We start from the raw sequence: 16,798 nt of genomic DNA on the forward strand, positions 1-16,798 counted from the left end.
GATGGGGGATCACATGCCGAATCATGACCGCGCCCGGCACCGGCTCCTGCGAGCGTTCTCGGACGCCCCGGCCCCGCCCCCCGCGGAGAGGCCCGCCGGCGAGAGCGGGGCCCGGCGGCTGCTCGCGGCGTTCTCCGCCGGCTCGCCCGCTCCGGCCCGGCACGGGGCCGGACACCGGCCGTCCGCCGGGCCCGATCCGGGGCTGGTCCTCGCGCTGGGGCTGGTCGTCTTCGGCGTGATCGGCGCCGCGTGCACCGCCTGGGCGGCGGCGGCCAACGGGACGTCCGCCGCGGCGCTGCTCGCCGCGTTCACCTTCGCGGTCCTGGCCCTGTTCGCCGCACCCGTGGTCGACTACGCGCGCTCCCGGACCGCGCCGGCCCCGTCCCCGGCTCCGCCGGTGCCGCCGGCCGCGGCGACCGAGGAGCCCAGGGAGAGCTTCTGGCACGCGCTCGACTCCCGCGAGCACGGCGCCGTCCGCGCCGTGGCGCAGGCGCGGACGTACGGGGCGGGCACGCCCGTCCTGCGGCAGGGCTACCCGGCCGACTACGTGGCGATCATCCTGTCGGGGTGGACGAAGGTCCGCGTCGACCGGGCGGGCGAGGAGCGGATCGTCGCCGTCCGCGGCCCCGGCGACCTCGTCGGCGAGCGGGCGCTCTTCGACGGCGACGCCTGGTCCGCCACCGTCGTCGCGCTCGGCGCCGTGCGGGCCCTGGTCGTCGCGGCGGAGGACTTCCGGCGCGTCGTGCGGCGGAACCCGGGCGTCCAGTCGGCGCTGGAGAAGCAGGCGCACGACCGCACCGTCGAGGAGGCGGCCCGCACCTCGGGCACCGAGACCGCCGACACCGAGCGGCGGCTGGCCGCGCTGTTCACCGCGCTGTCGCGGGCCCGGCGCGGCGCGCTCCCGGTGACGGGGCGCGAGCTGGCGGGCTGGACGTCGTCGTCGCCGGCGGCGGTGGCGAGCGTGCTCAACGAGTGGGGCGGCGCGGGCCTCGTGCACGCGGAGGGCGGCACGATCGACGTCCTCGACCCCGGCCGGCTGGAGCGGCTCACCGTCGCCGGCGGACCGGAGCCCGATCCCGCGCCCGCGGCGCCCTTCTTCACCGGTGAGCCGTGCACGGTCCTGTTCACCGACGTGGTGGGCTTCGGCTCCCGGGACCGCAGCGAGGCGGACCGCGACGCCATCCGGCGGGCCCTGTACGGGGCGCTGGAGGAGTCGTTCGGCATCGCCGGGGTGTCCTGGGCCGCGTGCCACCACGAGGACCGCGGCGACGGGGTGCTGCTCGTCGTCCCGCCCGGGATCCCGGCGAGCGCGCCGGCCGGGCCGCTGGTCCGGGCGCTCGCCGAGCGCATCGCCCGGCACGACCGCGGAGCGGCGGCCGAACGCCGGTTCCAGGTGCGGGTCGCGGTCGACACGGGCCCGGTGCTCGCCGCTCCGGACGGGGTCACCGGGGCGGCGCTCGCCCGCGCCGCCCGGCTGCTGGGCGCGGACGTCCTGCGGCGGCGGCTGGCGTCCGGCTCCGCCGTCCTCGGGCTGATCGTCTCCTCGGCCGTGCACCGGGCGGTCGCCGGCACCGGCCGGGGGTTCGAGCGCGTCGAGGTGGACCGGATCGCAGGTGACCAGGCGGCGGCGGAGGAGGCGTCCGGCCACGCCTGGCTCCGCCTCTACCCGGCCTAGAGGCGGACGTACTCGTAGTCGAAGGGCCGGCCGTTGATGCCGTTGCGGGGCGGGGCGATCCAGGCGGCGATCCTGCCGCGCTCGTGGACGGGCCGCATCAGCGACCGGACATGGGTCTTGTCGACCTCGGTCGGCAGCCAGGCGCCCTTGCGCCGCTCCCACTCGCCGGCGGAGAGGATCTCGCCCTGCGGGGTGGTCTCGATGCCGGCGAACGCGCCGACCTTCCGGTTGAAGGCGACGCTCGGCAGGTAGAGGCGCTGCGGCAGGCCCGCGTCGGCGAGGATGCGGTTCCACCGGTTGACGCCGCTCTGGCAGTCGGAGATGTACTCGCGGCGCAGGTCGGTGTTGAGGCCGGTGAGCGCGGCGACCTCGGTCTGCCCGATGGCGCCGTCGACGAGGGCGTCCACCATGACGGCGTCGTCGGTGAGCCGGTGGTCGTCCTTGCGGCGGCCCTCCATCCAGCGCCCCTTGAGCCCGGCGGTGTAGTAGTTGGCGACGTTGCTGGACGTCTCGGAGCCGAACAGGTCGAGCGACACCGAGTAGTGGAAGTTCAGGTACTTCTGGATGACGTCCAGCGAGATCGCGCCGTGCGCGGTGACGTCGTCGGTGTCGTGCTCCTTCATCAGCTGGACGGTCCGCTCCACGACGCGGTCGATGCCCGTGGTGCCGACCATCATGTGGTGGGCCTCTTCCTTGAGCATGAACTCGCAGGTGCGGGAGAGGGGGTCGAAGCCGGACTCCTTCAGCGTGCCGAGCTGGTACTTGCCGTCCCGGTCGGTGAAGTAGGTGAACATGAAGAACGACAGCCAGTCCGGCGTCTCCTCGTTGAACGCGCCGAGGATGCGGGGCGACTCCTCGCTGCCGGAGTTGCGGTGCAGGAGCTCCTCGGCCTCCTCGCGGCCCTCGCGTCCGAAGTAGGCGTGCAGGAGGTAGACCATCGCCCACAGGTGGCGGCCCTCCTCGACGTTCACCTGGAACAGGTTGCGCAGGTCGTAGAGGCTGGGCGCGGTCGCGCCGAGGTTGCGCTGCTGCTCGACGGACGCCGGCTCGGTGTCGCCCTGGATGACGATGAGGCGCTGCAGGTCGGCGCGGTACTCCCCCGGGACCTTCTGCCAGGCGGGCTCGCCCTTGTGCGCGCCGAACCCGATGCGCCGGTCGCCGTCGCGCTCGGCGAGGAAGATGCCCCACCGGTAGTCCTTCATCGGGACGTGCCCGAAGTGCGCCCAGCCCTCGCGGCCGACGTTGACGGCGGTCCGCAGGTAGACGTCCCGGGTGGGCAGGGACGGGCCCATCGACTCCCACCAGTTCAGGAAGTTCGGCTGCCACGACTCCAGCGCCCGCTGGAGCCGCCGGTCCTCGTGCAGGTCGACGTTGTTCGGGATCTTCTCGGTGTAGTCCGCGCCGGCGGGCATGGGTCAGACTCGCTTTCGGTCGAAGTCGGCGCGCCGGCCGGTGCCGTAGCGGCGCAGCGCGCCGTCCGGGCCGGACGCGTTCGGGCGGGTGAAGATCCAGTTCTGCCAGGCGGTGAGCCGTCCGAAGATCTTGGTCTCCAGGGTCTCCGGGCCGGGGAAGCGGTAGTTGGCCTCCAGCCCGGTCAGCGCGTCCGGGCTGAAGCTGCCGCGCTCCTCGATCGCGATGCGGACCTCCTCGTCCCAGTCGATGTCGTCGGGCGCGAAGGTGACCAGGCCGAGGCGCTCGGCGTCGCCCGCGTCGAGGGGCTTGCCGGCCGCGTCGCGGACGGCGGCGAGCGCGTCGGCGTCGCCGAGGAAGCGGGTCTCCAGGCGGGTGAGGCCGTTGCCCATCGGGAGCGGGCCGAGGTTCATCGCGTCGACGGTGACGGCGGCGGGGTCGGCGTCCGGGTCGACGTCCTCGAAGACGCCGTCGAGCTGGTAGGCGCGGTCGGCGGCGAGCGCGACCTCCAGCAGCGAGCCGGCGAAGCAGGAGCCCGGCTCGATCAGCGCGATGAGGCTGCGGCTGGTGACGTCGAGGCGCTTCAGCGTCCGCTTCAGGTAGTGGACGATCTCGTTGGCGAGCCAGTCGCCGGCGTTGTCGAGCAGCAGCCGGTCGTGGGCGAGGACGTGCTCGGCGGCCCCGGTCGTCCGGAAGACCCAGGTGCCGAGTTCCAGCTCGTTGGTGCGCAGGTCGAGGATGAGGTCGTCCAGCTCGCGGGTCATGGCGAGCGTCCAGAAGGACGCGTGGTGGAAGTCCTCCGGGGGCGCGTCGGGGCCGGCGATCGTGATCTCGGCGGCGCCGGCGTCGCGGTCCAGCTTCGCCGCCACGTGCCGGTAGGCGATGGACGTGCCGGTGCGCTCCTTGGCGAGCGGGGTGAGCACCACGCCCTCGGCGCCGTCCGGGCGGGACGAGCGGGCCGCCAGCTCCCGGGCGCGTTCCGCGACGGCCGCGTCCCAGGCCGTGCGGGGCACCGCCTCGTCCACCAGCCGCCACGCGACGGCCTTCTTGCCGCCGAGCCCCTCGGCCTTGGTGGAGAAGTAGTCGGCGCGGTCGCGGCGGACGTGCCGCTTGTCCGACACGCGGGTGAGGCCGCCGGTGCCCGGCAGGACGCCGAGCAGCGGCAGCTCCGGCAGCGACACCGCCGAGGACCGGTCGTCGACCAGCATGATGTGCTCGCAGGCGAGCGCCAGCTCGTAGCCGCCGCCGGACGCGGTGCCGTTGACCGCCGCCAGGTAGGTCTGGCCGGAGTTCGCGGTCGCGTCCTCGATGCCGTTGCGGGTCTCGTTGGTGAACTTGCAGAAGTTCACCTTCCAGCTGTGCGGGGACGCGGCCAGCATCCGGATGTTGGCGCCCGCGCAGAAGATCTTCTCCTTGCCGCTGGTGACCACCACCGTGCGGACCCCCGGGTGCTCGAACCGGAGCCGCTGGACGGCGTCGTACAGCTCGATGTCGACGCCGAGGTCGTAGGAGTTGAGCTTCAGCTCGTAGCCGGGGACCAGGCCGCCCTGCTCGTCCACCGCCATCGTGAGGGTGGCGACGGGTCCGTCGACGTCCAGCCTCCAGTGCCGGTACCGGGACGGGTCCACGCGGAACTCCACGTGCGGGGTGGTCATGAGGTGTCCTTCCGCCGGTGTCGTCCCACCATGCTCCACAAAATCCTCTCAGTACGTCAAGAGTTTGTAGTACATCGGTCCATGGGCCGTCCCGGACCGGGACGGCCCGCGCCCGCTCAGGGCGTGTTCAGCAGGGTCGCGGCGAGCTCGCGGACGGCGAAGCGGCGCAGCTTGCCGGTGGGCGTCGTCGGGAGCTTGTCCACGATCAGCACCTCGCGGGGGCGCTTGAACGACGCGAGCCCCGCCCGGCAGAAGCCGATCAGCTCCGCCGGCCCGGCGGTCGCGCCCTCCTTGAGGACGACGGCGGCGACCGGCTTGTCCAGACCGTCGGCGTCGGGCAGCCCGACGACCGCGGCCATCGCCACCGCCGGATGCTCCAGCAGCCGCCCCTCGACCTCGGCCGGCGACACCCAGATCCCGCCCGCCTTGAGCATGTCGCCGGTCCGGCCGAGGCAGGTGTAGTAGCCGTCCTCGTCCCTCACGTAGGTGTCGCCGGTGCGCAGCCACTCCCCCTGGAACACCTTCCGGGTCGTGCGGGTGCGGCACCAGTAGCCCGTCGCGATCGACTCGCCCTTCACCAGCAGGGAGCCCGGCGTGCCCGGCGGGACGTCGGCGCCGTCCGCGTCGACGATCCGCAGCTCGTAGCCGGGGACGGCGGTGCCGGTCGTCCCCGGGCGGACCTCGCCCGGGCGGTTGGACAGGAAGATGTGCAGGCACTCCGTCGAGCCGATCCCGTCGATGATCTCCACGCCGTACCGGGCGGTGAAGCGGCGGCACAGCTCGGCGGGCAGCGGCTCGCCCGCCGACACCGCCAGCCGGACGGACGCGAACGCCTCCGCCGGCACGTCCGCGTTCAGGAGCGCGGCGAAGAACGTGGGCACGGCGAAGAACAGCGTCGGACGGTACTCGACCAGCCGCGCGGCCACCGAGGCGGGCGTCGGCCGGTCCGGGTCCAGGATCGCGGTCGCGCCGGCGGACAGCGGGAAGAACAGCGAGTTGCCGATCCCGTAGGCGAAGAACAGCTTGGCGACCGAGTAGCAGCGGTCCTCCGGGGTGATGCCGAGGACCTGGCGGCCGTAGGTCTCCACGACGTGCCGGATGTTGGCGTGCCGGTGCATCGCTCCTTTGGGCTTGCCGGTCGTCCCGGACGTGTAGAGCCACAGCGCGCTGGAGTCGTCCGAGGTCAGGTAGGGCTCGGTCAGCCTCCCGCCCCGCTCGCGCCCGGCCTGGACGAGGTCGTCGAACGGGCTCACCCGCACACCGGGCGGCGCCTGGAGCGCGCTCCCCTCGGCCGCGCCCCCTTCCACCGGTTCCACCGCGACGTCGCGGATGCCCGGCGCGTGCGCCAGCGCCGCCTCGGCGGCCACCGCGAAATGGCCGCTGACCAGCAGCACCCTGGCCCGCGCGTCGTTGAGCAGCGCGGCCAGCTCCGCTCCGGTCAGCATCGTCGACACCGGGACCGGGACGGCGCCGAGCCGCATGGCGCCGAGGATCGCCGCGGCCATCAGCGGGCCGTCGGCCATGAACAGGACCACGCGCTCCTCGGCCCGCGTCCCCCAGGACTCCAGCCCGGCGGCGATGTGCCCGGCGAGCTCGGCCAGTTCGCCGTAGCCAAGGTCCCCACCGGGCCCGCTGAGCGCCGTCCGGCCGGCGGTGTCGGGCCGGGAGGCCGTGCGGAGAAGGTATTCGGAGGCGTTGAACGCGTCGGGCGCGGCCGGTGCGGTCGCTGTGTCAGCAGTCGCCGTTTCAGCGGTCATGGGGGTCTCCAGTCGCCGGGAACCGTGGCACCAATGCTCTACATAGACGAAACGCTAGTCAATAGACTTGTCGAATGATGGCCGGTCGGGAGGAACGCTCGCGGGGTACCGCGCGGTACGCACGCGGTACCGCGCACTACTCGCGCGATACTGGACAGCGTTCCATGGACGGCCGCGCCCCAGAAGGGCTCAGGAGGAGAAGCACATGGCCCGATCCGGCGAGGACGCGGCGCACCCCCGGCCGGAGTTCCGGCGCCGGCGCGAGCTGGGCGCGGCGAGCGCCCGGTCGCTGCTGCTGACCGTGCTCGGCGAGTTCGTCCTGCCCGGCGGCGAGCCGGTCTGGACGGCGACGTTCCTGCGGGCGCTCGGGCTGCTCGGCGTGGAGGAGAAGGCCGTCCGGCAGGCGCTCGCGCGCAGCGCGGCCGAGGGCTGGCTCGCCGGGGAGCGGCACGGCCGCCGCACCGCCTGGCGGCTCACCCCGGCCGGCGAGCGGCTGCTCACCGACGGCACCGACCGCATCTACGGCTTCGGCGGCCCGGTCGGCGACTGGGACGGGCGGTGGCTGCTGGTCCTCGCGACCGTCCCGGAGACCAGCCGCAGGCTCCGCCACCTGCTGCGGACGCGGCTCGCCTGGAGCGGGCTCGGCAACCTGTCCCCCGGCGTGTGGGCGACCCCGCACCCCGGACGCGAGCGGGAGGTGCGGCGCGTCCTGGCCGAGATCGGCGTCGCCGACACCTCGACCCTGTTCACCGGGCGGCTCGGCGACCTCGCCGAGGCGCGCCGGGTGGCCCGGCAGGCGTGGGACCTCGACGAGATCGAGCTGTCCTACGAGGACTTCCTGGAGGCCGTCCATGCGCTGCGCCCCTGCGACGATCAGGGCACGTTCGCCGCGCACACCCGGCTCGTCCAGGCATGGCGCCGGTTCCCGTTCCTCGACCCGGCCCTGCCGGCGGAGCTGCTCCCGGACGACTGGAGCGGCTCCCAGGCGTTCACGCTGTTCCACGAGCGCCACGACACCTGGCGCCCCGTCGCCGACCGCCAGTGGAAGGCGATGAGCGGCGACTAGGCGGGCGGGGTCAGCCTCAGCAGGTTGACGGTGCCCTCGGCGACCACGCGGTCCTTCTCGTCGGTGATCGTCGACTGCCAGGTCACGTGGTCGTCCACCCGGTCGACCGGGCGGGCGCGGGCCACCAGCCGGCCGCCGCGCACGGCGCGGATGAACCGGGTGTGGTTGCTGATCCCGACGACCTGCTCACCGAGCCCCACGGTGAGGGCCGCGCCCATGCTGCACACGGTCTCGGTGATGGCGCAGTACACGCCGCCGTGGACGATCCCGTACGCCTGCATGAGCTTGTCGGTGACCTCCAGTTCGGCCACGACCTCCTGGTCGGACGCCTCGGTCACCACCAGCCCGAGCGTCTCGTCCAGGGGGCCCGCGTAACCGGAGAACTCAACCGTCATCCCCGGAAGCTATACATCCGCCGAATCCTCCGTCAACGGTGCGTCACACGTGCGGGAGGGTCCGGTGGCGGAGCCCGCGTGTAGAGAGCGCGCTGCCGGGAAGTCGGAGAAGGGTCGGTGCCGCGTGTAGGGAGGTCCTGGGATGGGCAGCTTGGTCGGACGGAACCTGCTCGCCGGAGCCGAAGCGGATGTCGCCGCCAGCTCCGGCTACACCGATCACCCGCCCCGGATGGGGTTCTTCACCGACACATCGGTGTGCATCGGATGCAAGGCGTGCGAGGTGGCGTGCAAGGAGTGGAACGCCATCCCGGAGGACGGCCTGGAGTTCACCGGCATGTCCTACGACAACACGCAGGGCCTCGGCGCCGACACCTGGCGGCACGTCGCGTTCATCGAGCAGAACAAGCCCATGGGGAACGCCGAGCCCGGCGTCGACCACGGCGACTCCCCCGGCGCGGCCTCGGGCGGGAGCGGCACCGACTTCCGCTGGCTGATGGCGTCGGACGTCTGCAAGCACTGCACGCACGCCGCGTGCCTGGACGTCTGCCCGACCGGTTCGCTGTTCCGCACCGAGTTCGGCACGGTCGTCGTCCAGGAGGACATCTGCAACGGCTGCGGCTACTGCGTCCCGGCCTGCCCGTACGGGGTCATCGACCAGCGCAAGGAGGACGGCCGGGTCTGGAAGTGCACGCTGTGCTACGACCGGCTCGGGGCGGGCCAAGAACCGGCGTGCGCCAAGGCGTGCCCGACCGACTCCATCCAGTTCGGGCCGCTGGACGAGCTGCGCGAGCGCGCGGCGATGCGGGTCGAGCAGCTCCACGGGATCGGCGTCGAGGACGCCCGCCTCTACGGCCACGACCCGGACGACGGCGTCGGCGGCGACGGCGCGTTCTTCCTGCTCCTGGACGAACCGGAGGTCTACGGGCTGCCGCCGGACCCGGTCGTCACCACGCGCGACCTGCCGTCCATGTGGCGGCACGCCGGGCTCGCCGCCGCCGCGCTGGTCGGCGGGCTCGCCGCCGTCTTCGCCGCCCACGGCGGCGTCGGCGGCCGGGGAGGAGCGCGATGAGCGAGTCGGAGGTGCGCAGGGAGGGCATCACCGGGGCGCGGCCCGACCGCGAGGCGCTGGTCGGCAGGGGCCTGCGGCCGCGGAACGGCGGGCGGCGCGGCCGGCGGCGCGGGGGCCGCGGCGAGAAGGCGATGGTGCCGGACGCCGAGTTCACCTCCTACTACGGCCTGCCCATCCTGAACCCGCCGGTCTGGAAGGCGGCCGACGTCGCCGCCTACCTCTTCCTCGGCGGCCTGGCCGGCGCCGGCTCGATGCTGGCCGCGGGCGCGCAGCTCACCGGGCGGCACACCGCGGCGCGGGCGCTGAAGATCTCCTCGCTGGCCGCGATCGCCGGGTCCACGGCCGCGCTGATCCACGACCTCGGCCGGCCGGCGCGGTTCGCCAACATGCTGCGGGTGATGAAGCCGACCTCGCCGATGAGCATGGGCTCCTGGATCCTCGCCGCCTACGGGCCGGCCGCGGGCGGCGCCGCCGTCCTCGACGTGGCGGGGCGCTTCCCGCATCTCGGCAGGGCCGCCACCGCCGCGGCCGCCGCGCTCGGCCCGGCCGTCACGGTCTACACGGCCGTGCTGATCGCCGACACCGCGGTGCCCGCCTGGCACGAGGGGAAGCGCGAGCTGCCGTTCGTCTTCGCCGGCTCGGCCACGACCGCCGCGGCCGGGATGGCGCTGGTCGCCGCGCCCGTCCGCGAGACCGGGCCGATGCGGACCGCCGCCGTGTCCGGCGCCGCCGTGGAGCTGGCGGCGGCCAAGCTGCTGGAGCGGCGGGCCGGGCTGGCCGCCGAGCCGTACAGGAAGGGCAGGGCCGGACGGTTCATGCGCGCGGGCGAGGTCCTGTCGGGCGCGGGGACCGCCGGCGGCGTGCTGCTCGCGGGGCGGAGCCGCGCGGGCGCGGCGCTCAGCGGGGCGGCGCTCCTGGCCGGGTCCGCCTGCACGCGTTTCGGCATCTTCTACGCCGGGATCCAGTCGGCCGAGGACCCCAAGTACACCGTCGTCCCGCAGCGGGAACGCGTGGACGAGCGCGGCACGAAGGCCACCAGCTAGCGCCTGTCGGTTTTCTGCAAGTCCATTGAAATCTTGCGCAAGCTCTTGACGGGACTGCAAGAAGAGAGCATTCTCACGGTGCTCGCGGACGGCCGTCCCCCACCCCTCCAGGCGCCCGCCAGGCGCCTCGCTGTCAGGAGTTCGCCGCAATGCAACGCGCAAGAATCCCCCGCAGCCGGTCCCTGCTCGCCGCCGGTGCGCTCGTCCTCGGCGGGCTCGCGCCCGCCGCCGCCCTGCTCCCCGGCTCCCCCGCCCGCGCCGCCGTCCCGCTGAACGGCGGCGACGTCACCGCCAACCTCTGGGAGTGGAACTGGCCGTCGGTCGCGGCGGCCTGCACCGACCACCTCGGCCCGGCCGGCTACGGGGCCGTCCAGGTCGCCCCGCCCGCCGAATCGGTCAGCCTCGCGAGCAGCAGCGACGGCGCGCATCCGTGGTGGGAGGTGTACCAGCCCGTCTCCTACGGCCTCACCAGCCGGCTCGGGACCCGCGCCCAGTTCACCGCCATGGTCACGGCCTGCCACAACGCGGGCGTCCGCGTCTATGTGGACGCGGTCGTCAACCACATGGCGGGGCACAACAACACGGTCGGCACCACCTACGGCGGGTCGACCTTCGACCCCGCCGGGTTCTCCTACCCGGCCGTCCCGTACGGCTACGGCGACTTCCACCATCCGGGCGACGGGTACTGCGACGACGAGGACGGCGGCATCGACGACTGGAACGACACGTCCGAGGTGCAGAACTGCGAACTGGTGTCGCTGTCGGACCTCAAGACCCAGTCGGACTACGTCCGCGGAAAGATCACCGGATACCTGAACGACCTCATCGGGCTCGGCGTGGACGGCTTCCGCATCGACGCCGCCAAGCACATCGCGCAGAGCGACTTCGCCGCCATCAAGGGCGCGCTCCGCACCACCACCGCCGAGGGCAGGGCGCCCTACATCGCGCAGGAGGTCGTCCCGGGAGCGAGCACCGCCGACCTGAAGCCGTCCGCGTTCACCGGGAACGGTGACGTGCTCGGCTTCTCCTACGCGCAGGGGCTGAAGACCCAGTTCCAGAACGGCACGCTGTCGAACCTGTCGGGCATCCCGTCGTGGTCGCTGGACGCCGCCGGCGCGCAGACGTTCACCATGGTCACCAACCACGACACCGAGCGGAACGGGTCGACGCTCAGCTACAAGGACGGCTCGGACTACGTGCTGGCCACCTACTTCCTGCTGGCCTACCCCTACGGGAAGCCGTCGGTGTTCGACGGGTTCGCCTGGTCGTCCGCCGGGCAGTCGCCGCCGGCCGACTCGGGCGGCTTCGTCACCGGCACCGACTGCTCGGGAGGCTGGCAGTGCCTCACGCAGTCGACCGGGATGAAGGGCATGGTCGGTTGGCACAACGCGACCGCGTCCGCCACGATGGTGTCCGACTTCACCGCGACCGCGGGCGACGTCATCGGGTTCAGCCGGGGCTCGAAGGGCTGGATCGGGCTCAACGACTCGGCCGGCGCGTCCACGGCCGCCTACCGGACCGGCCTCGCGGACGGCGTCTACTGCGACGTCATCACCGGCGGCCTCGGAGAGGACGGGTGCGCGGGCACGTCCGTCGCGGTGTCCGGCGGCACCGCGACCGTGACCATCCCCGCGCACGGCGCGGTCGCGATCCACGTGGACGCCAGAACGGGCGCGACACCGACCGCGACGCCCACCTCGACGCCGACCTCCGCACCCACGACCGTCTCCGACGCGTTCAACGTCCACGCCACGACCACCTGGGGGACGAGCGTCTACATCGTCGGCGACATCCCGGCGCTCGGCTCCTGGGACACGTCCAAGGCCGTCAAGCTCTCCCCCGACCGCTACCCGACCTGGAGCGGAACCGTGACGCTGCCCGCCGACACCAGGATCGAGTACAAGTACATCAAGAAGACCGACGCGGGCGCCGTAACGTGGGAGAACGGCGCGAACCGGAGCTACACCACCGGGACGTCGGCGCACACCGCGAACGACACCTGGCGATGACCTCTCCCGGATGAACCAGGGCCGGCCTCGTCGTGTGCGGAGGCCGGCCCTGCTCATCACCCACCGGCGCGCCGCCGATCAGCCACCGGTCACTCGCCGGCGGCCTCCCGGGACGGGCGCCAGAAGACCGCGAGCAGGAGCGCGGCCCCGATGCCGCCGGCCAGGGCCGTGACGGCGAGGCCCTCCCATCCGGCCAGGTCGTCGGCGAGCCCGAGCGCGCGGTCGACCGACACGGCGCCGCCGCCGAGGGCGCCGAGCCCGCACGCCACCATGATGATCATCAGGACGTACTCGTAGCCCTGGCCCGGCCGGAAGATGAAGAAGCCGTTGCGCAGGTGGGCGGTGACGAACGCGACCGCCATCGTGCCCACCGCGCCGGCGGCGGCGAGCGGGGTGAGCAGGCCGAGCAGCAGCAGGACGCCGGCGCCCAGTTCGGTGCCGGTGGCCATCAGCGCGTGCAGCCGGCCGGGCCGCAGCCCCATCGACTCGAACCAGCCCGCCGTCCCCGCGATCCGGCCCCCGCCCCAGGCGTGGTTCCACCCGTGCGCGAGCAGCGTCCCGCCCACGGACAGCCGCAGCACCAGCGACGCGATATCGGCGCCCACCGCCTCAACAGCCATTCACGGCCCCTTCCTCACCGACGTCCCGCCAACGTACAAGGCGCTCGCGGCTCCCCCTGCCGGTCTGGGCTTTCTATGTGCGGTTGCCAACCGCGACGACGCACTTCCGACGCAGCGTCCGTATCTCGGCCTCCCCGTTCCGGCCCACCATGACGGCACCCGTCAGCGACTCCGTACTCCTGGAGGGACCCCCATGACAATCAGCGAAGCCAGATCCAGGCGAGCCGGCAGACCCGGCGGCCGCCGACTGCGGCGCGGGCTCGCGGCCCTCGCGGGCGCCGCCGCCGTCGCGCTCGCGCTCGTCCACGCGCCCCCCGCGCGGGCGCTCCCGCCGCAGGACGTCCCGGCGGTCGGCGTGGACACCGGCCGGTTCAAGCTGCCGATCGGCTGCACGATCACGCTCGCCGGCCTGCCGGTGTTCTACCTGCCGACGGACGTCGACGTGCAGGGCGTGGCGCCCGTGCAGCTCGGCCCCGGGCAGGAGTTCTGGCTGACCCAGGGCTCGGGCAGCATCACGTTCCCGTCCTGGCTGACCTCGCTCGCCCCCATCCTCGGGATCACCGAGGCGGACGCCAGGGTCACCGACCTCACGATCGGCGCGAGCGACTCCACGCCGGCGGCGATCAACATCGCGGAGGGCGAGCCGTTCGAGATCAAGGACATCGCGATCGAGGCCGGAAAACCGCTCAAGGTGGGCCTGCCGCTCACCGGCACCTTCGACGTCGGCCCCTACAAGGCGCCGGACGGGGGCAAGGTCACGCTGGCCTTCGACCACGCGGTGGCCGAGATCGACCTGAAGTCGCAGGCCGGGTTCAGCCTACCGATCAAGGCCGACTGCAAGCCGTCGGCCGGCAACGCGCTGCTCACGATCGGCGTGGGCGGCGCGCCCGGCCAGGCCCCGGCCAAGCTCACCGGTGCCCCGCTGAACTTCCCCGAGCCCGCCTCGAACGAGCTGGTCGGCATCGTCAACGCCCCGTACACGTGCACGGTCGGCGGTGAGCCGCTCGACGTCGGCATCGCCGTCGGCGCGCACATCCCGCTCGTGGTCAGGAAGGGCGGCTCGTTCTCCTTCACCGAGGCGAGCGGCGCGCTGGTGATCCCCGCCGATACCGTGAACCGGCTCATCGACGAGGGGTACGGCTCGGCCTCCGGGACGGTCACCGCGCTGAACCTGGAGATCGACGGCGGCACCCCGGCGACGCAGAACGTCATCCCGTCCGGCGGCGTGCCCATCCCGCGGACGCCGCTCGTCCGCGACCGGCAGATCACCGTGCCGCTGCCGAGCGGCGGGACGCTGACCGCGGGCCCCTTCACCCCGGCGTCCGGCGCTCAGAGCGTCTCGGTCCGGCTCGGGTCGGCCGCCGCGAACCTCGCCTTCGGCGGCGGGTCCGGCACCGTCCCGGCGGCGTGCGGCGCGCCGTCCCCGAAGGTGTACCTGGTCGACAACCCGGTGACCTGACGGACCGGCCCGGCCGGACGGCGGCGCCGCCCCGCCGTCCGGCCGGCCCACCGCATAGATCGCCGGACGTGGGGCAGGTCACAGAGGTCAGGCTCCAGATCGCGTCACGCCCAGAGGTGTCCGGAGCGTCTACCTCTGGGGCGCTGCCGGCGCGGAGGTCGAGGAGGCGGCATGGATAGCGTGACCAGAAAGTACAACCTGACGATGCTCTACGCCGCGTACGAGGCGTTCCGCCGCGACGCGGCCCGGCTGGAGTCCGCGGCCGGGCCCGCCGAACCGGACGTCGCCGCCGCCTGGCCCCTGTTCACCCACTACTGGCGGCTCCAGGACAACGCCGAGAAGCGCGCCCTCTGGACGGTCATGTACGCCAAGGACGCCGACGAGCGCGAGCACGGCCGCGGGCGCGTCGCCGTCGTCCTCGACTCCCTCGCGGTGCGGACACTGCGGGTCGTCCCGCTGATCGACGGCGTCGACGCCGCCCTGGAGCACCGCGACCGGCCCACGTTCACCCGGTACGCGCACGAATTGCGCACGTCCCTGGACGTCCTCCTGGACTTCAAGGAGGCGAACGTCCTGCCGCTGATCCAGGAGACCCTGACGCCCTTCGAATGGGGGACGTTCGACGTCGAGTTCCGCCGCGAGCTGGGGCTGCGGGGGCTCGGGACGTTCCTGCCGTGGCTGCTCGACGACGCCTCGGAGTCCACCCGCGGCGCGGTGCTGCGGCTGCTGCCGCCGCCGATCCGGCTCTTCTACAAGGTCGCCTGGCGCCCGCGCCACCGTCGCCGCGGCCACCCGGCCATGCCCGCCTGCTGACCCACGCGTACTCCCGGCGCCGCGCGCCGCCTGTGATCAGCCGCCTGTGATCAGGGGCACATCGCCCGGGGTGTCACAAACGTCCGTCCTCGATCCGTCTTATGCGCAGAACGCACGACGGAGGGATGCTGACGATGGCGGGGACGACGCCCCAGGCGCGGGGCAGGGCGGCGGTGGACGCCCCTCTTCTGAGCGGGGCGCGGGCCCTGGACGAGCGGCTCGGCACCACCGGCTTCGCGCGCCGGGCGCTGCGCAAGGCCTTTCCGGACCACTGGAGCTTCCTGCTCGGCGAGATCGCGATGTACTCGTTCGTGGTCATCCTGCTGACCGGGGTGTACCTGACGCTGTTCTTCAAGCCGAGCATGCACGAGGTCGTCTACGACGGCTCCTACACGCGGCTGCAGGGCGTCGAGATGAGCGAGGCGTACGCCTCCACCTTGAAGATCAGTTTCGACGTGCGGGGCGGGCTGCTCGTCCGGCAGCTCCACCACTGGTCGACGCTCGTCTTCATGGCGGCGATCCTCGTGCACATGCTGCGGAACTTCTTCACGGGGGCGTTCCGCAAGCCGCGCGAGCTGAACTGGCTGATCGGCGTCGCCATGCTCGTCCTGGTCATGTTCAACGGGCTGTTCGGGTACTCGCTGCCGGACGACCTGCTGTCCGGCACCGGCCTGCGCATCCTGGAGGGGGTCACCGCGGGGATCCCGCTGGTCGGCTCGTACGCGGTGATGTTCCTGTTCGGCGGGGAGTTCCCGGGGACCGACGTCATCCCGCGGCTCTACGTCGTCCACGTGCTGCTGATCCCGGGCATCCTCGCGGCGCTCATCCCGCTGCACGCCATCGTGCTGACCTGGCGCCAGACGCACACCCAGTTCCCCGGCAAGGGCAGCACGAACACGACCGTCCGCGGCTACCCGTTCTTCCCGGTGTTCATCGGCAAGACGACGGCGTTCTTCCTGTGGGTCCTCGGCATCACCACGCTGCTGGCGGCGTTCGTCCAGATCAACCCGATCTGGCTGTACGGCCCGTACGACCCCGGCGCGATCAGCTCCGGCTCGCAGCCCGACTGGTACATGGGCTGGCTGGAGGGCGCCCTGCGGATCATGCCGGCCTGGGAGATCACCGCGTGGGGCCACACCGTCCCGCTGAACGTGCTCGTCCCGGCGCTGGTGGTGCCGGGGGTCCTGTTCACCGGCCTCGCCGCCTACCCGTTCCTGGAACGCTGGGTGACCGGCGACGACCGGATCCACCACCTGCTGGACCGGCCCCGCGACGTCCCCGCGCGCACCGGCATCGGCATCGCCGGCGTGGTCTTCTACGGGACGCTGTGGCTCGCGGGCGGCAACGACGTCCTCGCCGACAAGTTCCACATCCCGCTGTTCTGGACGACCTGGTTCTTCCGCTTCCTGATCGTCCTCGGGCCGGTGCTCGGCTACATCGTCGCCTACCGGATCTGCGTCGGCCTGCAGCACCGCGACCGCGGCCTGGTCGCGCACGGGCTGGAGACCGGCATCGTCCGGCGGTCCCCGGACGGCGGGTACAGCGAGGTCGAGCGGCACCTGCCGGGCGAGGCGACCGCGGCGATCACCGACCCGCGCCCGGCGCCCACCGTCGACCTGGACGTCCCGCCGCCCGCCGGGGGCGTCGTCAGCCCGCGCGGCCGGACGGCCGCCGGGCGGCTCCGCGCCGCGCTCAACCGCCGGTTCCGCGCCGACCTGGCCACCGTCCCGGAGCGCCCCCCGCTGGACTCCGGCGGCGACCGGCCCGCCCCCGGCGAGCAGCGGGCCCTCGGCGAGAAGGCGTCGCCCTGAGGCGCGGCGCGCGGCC

At 73.2% G+C, this 16,798-nt stretch carries 13 protein-coding genes; 8 read left to right on the forward strand and 5 right to left on the reverse strand.

The window, feature by feature from the left end; genetic code table 11:
• Positions 1-13: 13 nt before the first annotated feature.
• Entirely contained in the window at positions 14-1,675 is a 1,662-nt protein-coding gene (locus ABFX46_RS31540; RefSeq protein WP_346047563.1) for a cyclic nucleotide-binding domain-containing protein, read from the forward strand.
• Here ABFX46_RS31540 and boxB read toward each other — a convergent pair.
• The 3 genes from boxB to ABFX46_RS31555 all read right to left on the reverse strand — a co-directional run bounded on the left by boxB (position 1,672) and on the right by ABFX46_RS31555 (position 6,497).
• Positions 1,672-3,087 (reverse strand): benzoyl-CoA 2,3-epoxidase subunit BoxB, encoded by a 1,416-nt coding sequence (gene boxB, locus ABFX46_RS31545; RefSeq protein WP_346047564.1) that lies wholly within the window; start codon positions 3,085-3,087, stop codon positions 1,672-1,674. The genes ABFX46_RS31540 and boxB overlap by 4 nt on opposite strands.
• A 3-nt stretch (positions 3,088-3,090) precedes the next feature.
• Positions 3,091-4,740, reverse strand: a complete 1,650-nt coding sequence (gene boxC, locus ABFX46_RS31550) for a 2,3-epoxybenzoyl-CoA dihydrolase (RefSeq protein WP_346047565.1) — start codon at positions 4,738-4,740, stop codon at positions 3,091-3,093.
• 116 nt (positions 4,741-4,856) lie between these two features.
• On the reverse strand, positions 4,857-6,497 hold the full coding sequence (locus tag ABFX46_RS31555; protein ID WP_346047566.1) for a benzoate-CoA ligase family protein: 1,641 nt from the start codon (positions 6,495-6,497) through the stop codon (positions 4,857-4,859).
• Positions 6,498-6,702: 205 nt separating this feature from the next.
• On the opposite strand from ABFX46_RS31555, the gene ABFX46_RS31560 reads away from it, so the two are divergent.
• Complete coding sequence (locus ABFX46_RS31560; protein ID WP_346047567.1) at positions 6,703-7,563, forward strand: PaaX family transcriptional regulator; 861 nt, start codon at positions 6,703-6,705, stop codon at positions 7,561-7,563.
• Here ABFX46_RS31560 and ABFX46_RS31565 read toward each other — a convergent pair.
• A complete protein-coding gene (locus ABFX46_RS31565) occupies positions 7,560-7,958 on the reverse strand; it encodes a PaaI family thioesterase (RefSeq protein WP_346047568.1) in 399 nt (132 codons plus the stop codon). The genes ABFX46_RS31560 and ABFX46_RS31565 overlap by 4 nt on opposite strands.
• A 229-nt stretch (positions 7,959-8,187) precedes the next feature.
• On the opposite strand from ABFX46_RS31565, the gene ABFX46_RS31570 reads away from it, so the two are divergent.
• The 3 genes from ABFX46_RS31570 to ABFX46_RS31580 all read left to right on the forward strand — a co-directional run bounded on the left by ABFX46_RS31570 (position 8,188) and on the right by ABFX46_RS31580 (position 12,079).
• The gene (locus ABFX46_RS31570) at positions 8,188-9,027 is read left to right on the forward strand and encodes a 4Fe-4S dicluster domain-containing protein (protein ID WP_346047656.1); all 840 of its coding nucleotides are present in this window, start codon (positions 8,188-8,190) and stop codon (positions 9,025-9,027) included.
• Positions 9,024-10,070, forward strand: coding sequence for an NrfD/PsrC family molybdoenzyme membrane anchor subunit (gene nrfD / locus ABFX46_RS31575; RefSeq protein ID WP_346047569.1), 1,047 nt, complete (start codon positions 9,024-9,026; stop codon positions 10,068-10,070). Before ABFX46_RS31570 ends, nrfD begins: the two co-directional genes overlap by 4 nt.
• 149 nt (positions 10,071-10,219) lie before the next feature.
• A complete protein-coding gene (locus tag ABFX46_RS31580) occupies positions 10,220-12,079 on the forward strand; it encodes a carbohydrate-binding module family 20 domain-containing protein (RefSeq protein WP_346047570.1) in 1,860 nt (619 codons plus the stop codon).
• Between the two features lie 89 nt (positions 12,080-12,168).
• Here the strand turns inward: ABFX46_RS31580 and ABFX46_RS31585 are convergent, their stop codons facing one another.
• Positions 12,169-12,699 carry a DoxX family protein gene (locus ABFX46_RS31585; RefSeq protein WP_346047571.1) on the reverse strand — a complete coding sequence of 177 codons (531 nt, stop codon included), beginning with the start codon at positions 12,697-12,699 and terminating at the stop codon, positions 12,169-12,171.
• Between the two features lie 193 nt (positions 12,700-12,892).
• On the opposite strand from ABFX46_RS31585, the gene ABFX46_RS31590 reads away from it, so the two are divergent.
• From ABFX46_RS31590 to qcrB, 3 genes are all read left to right on the forward strand, one after another.
• Positions 12,893-14,158, forward strand: a complete 1,266-nt coding sequence (locus tag ABFX46_RS31590; protein WP_346047572.1) for a hypothetical protein — start codon at positions 12,893-12,895, stop codon at positions 14,156-14,158.
• Between the two features lie 171 nt (positions 14,159-14,329).
• A complete protein-coding gene (locus ABFX46_RS31595) occupies positions 14,330-14,971 on the forward strand; it encodes a hypothetical protein (RefSeq protein ID WP_346047573.1) in 642 nt (213 codons plus the stop codon).
• A 125-nt stretch (positions 14,972-15,096) separates the two neighbouring features.
• Positions 15,097-16,782 carry a cytochrome bc1 complex cytochrome b subunit gene (gene qcrB / locus ABFX46_RS31600; RefSeq protein ID WP_346047574.1) on the forward strand — a complete coding sequence of 562 codons (1,686 nt, stop codon included), beginning with the start codon at positions 15,097-15,099 and terminating at the stop codon, positions 16,780-16,782.
• Positions 16,783-16,798 lie beyond the last annotated feature (16 nt).

This window comes from Actinomadura chokoriensis, assembly GCF_039529475.1.
Taxonomy (GTDB): domain Bacteria; phylum Actinomycetota; class Actinomycetes; order Streptosporangiales; family Streptosporangiaceae; genus Spirillospora; species Spirillospora bangladeshensis.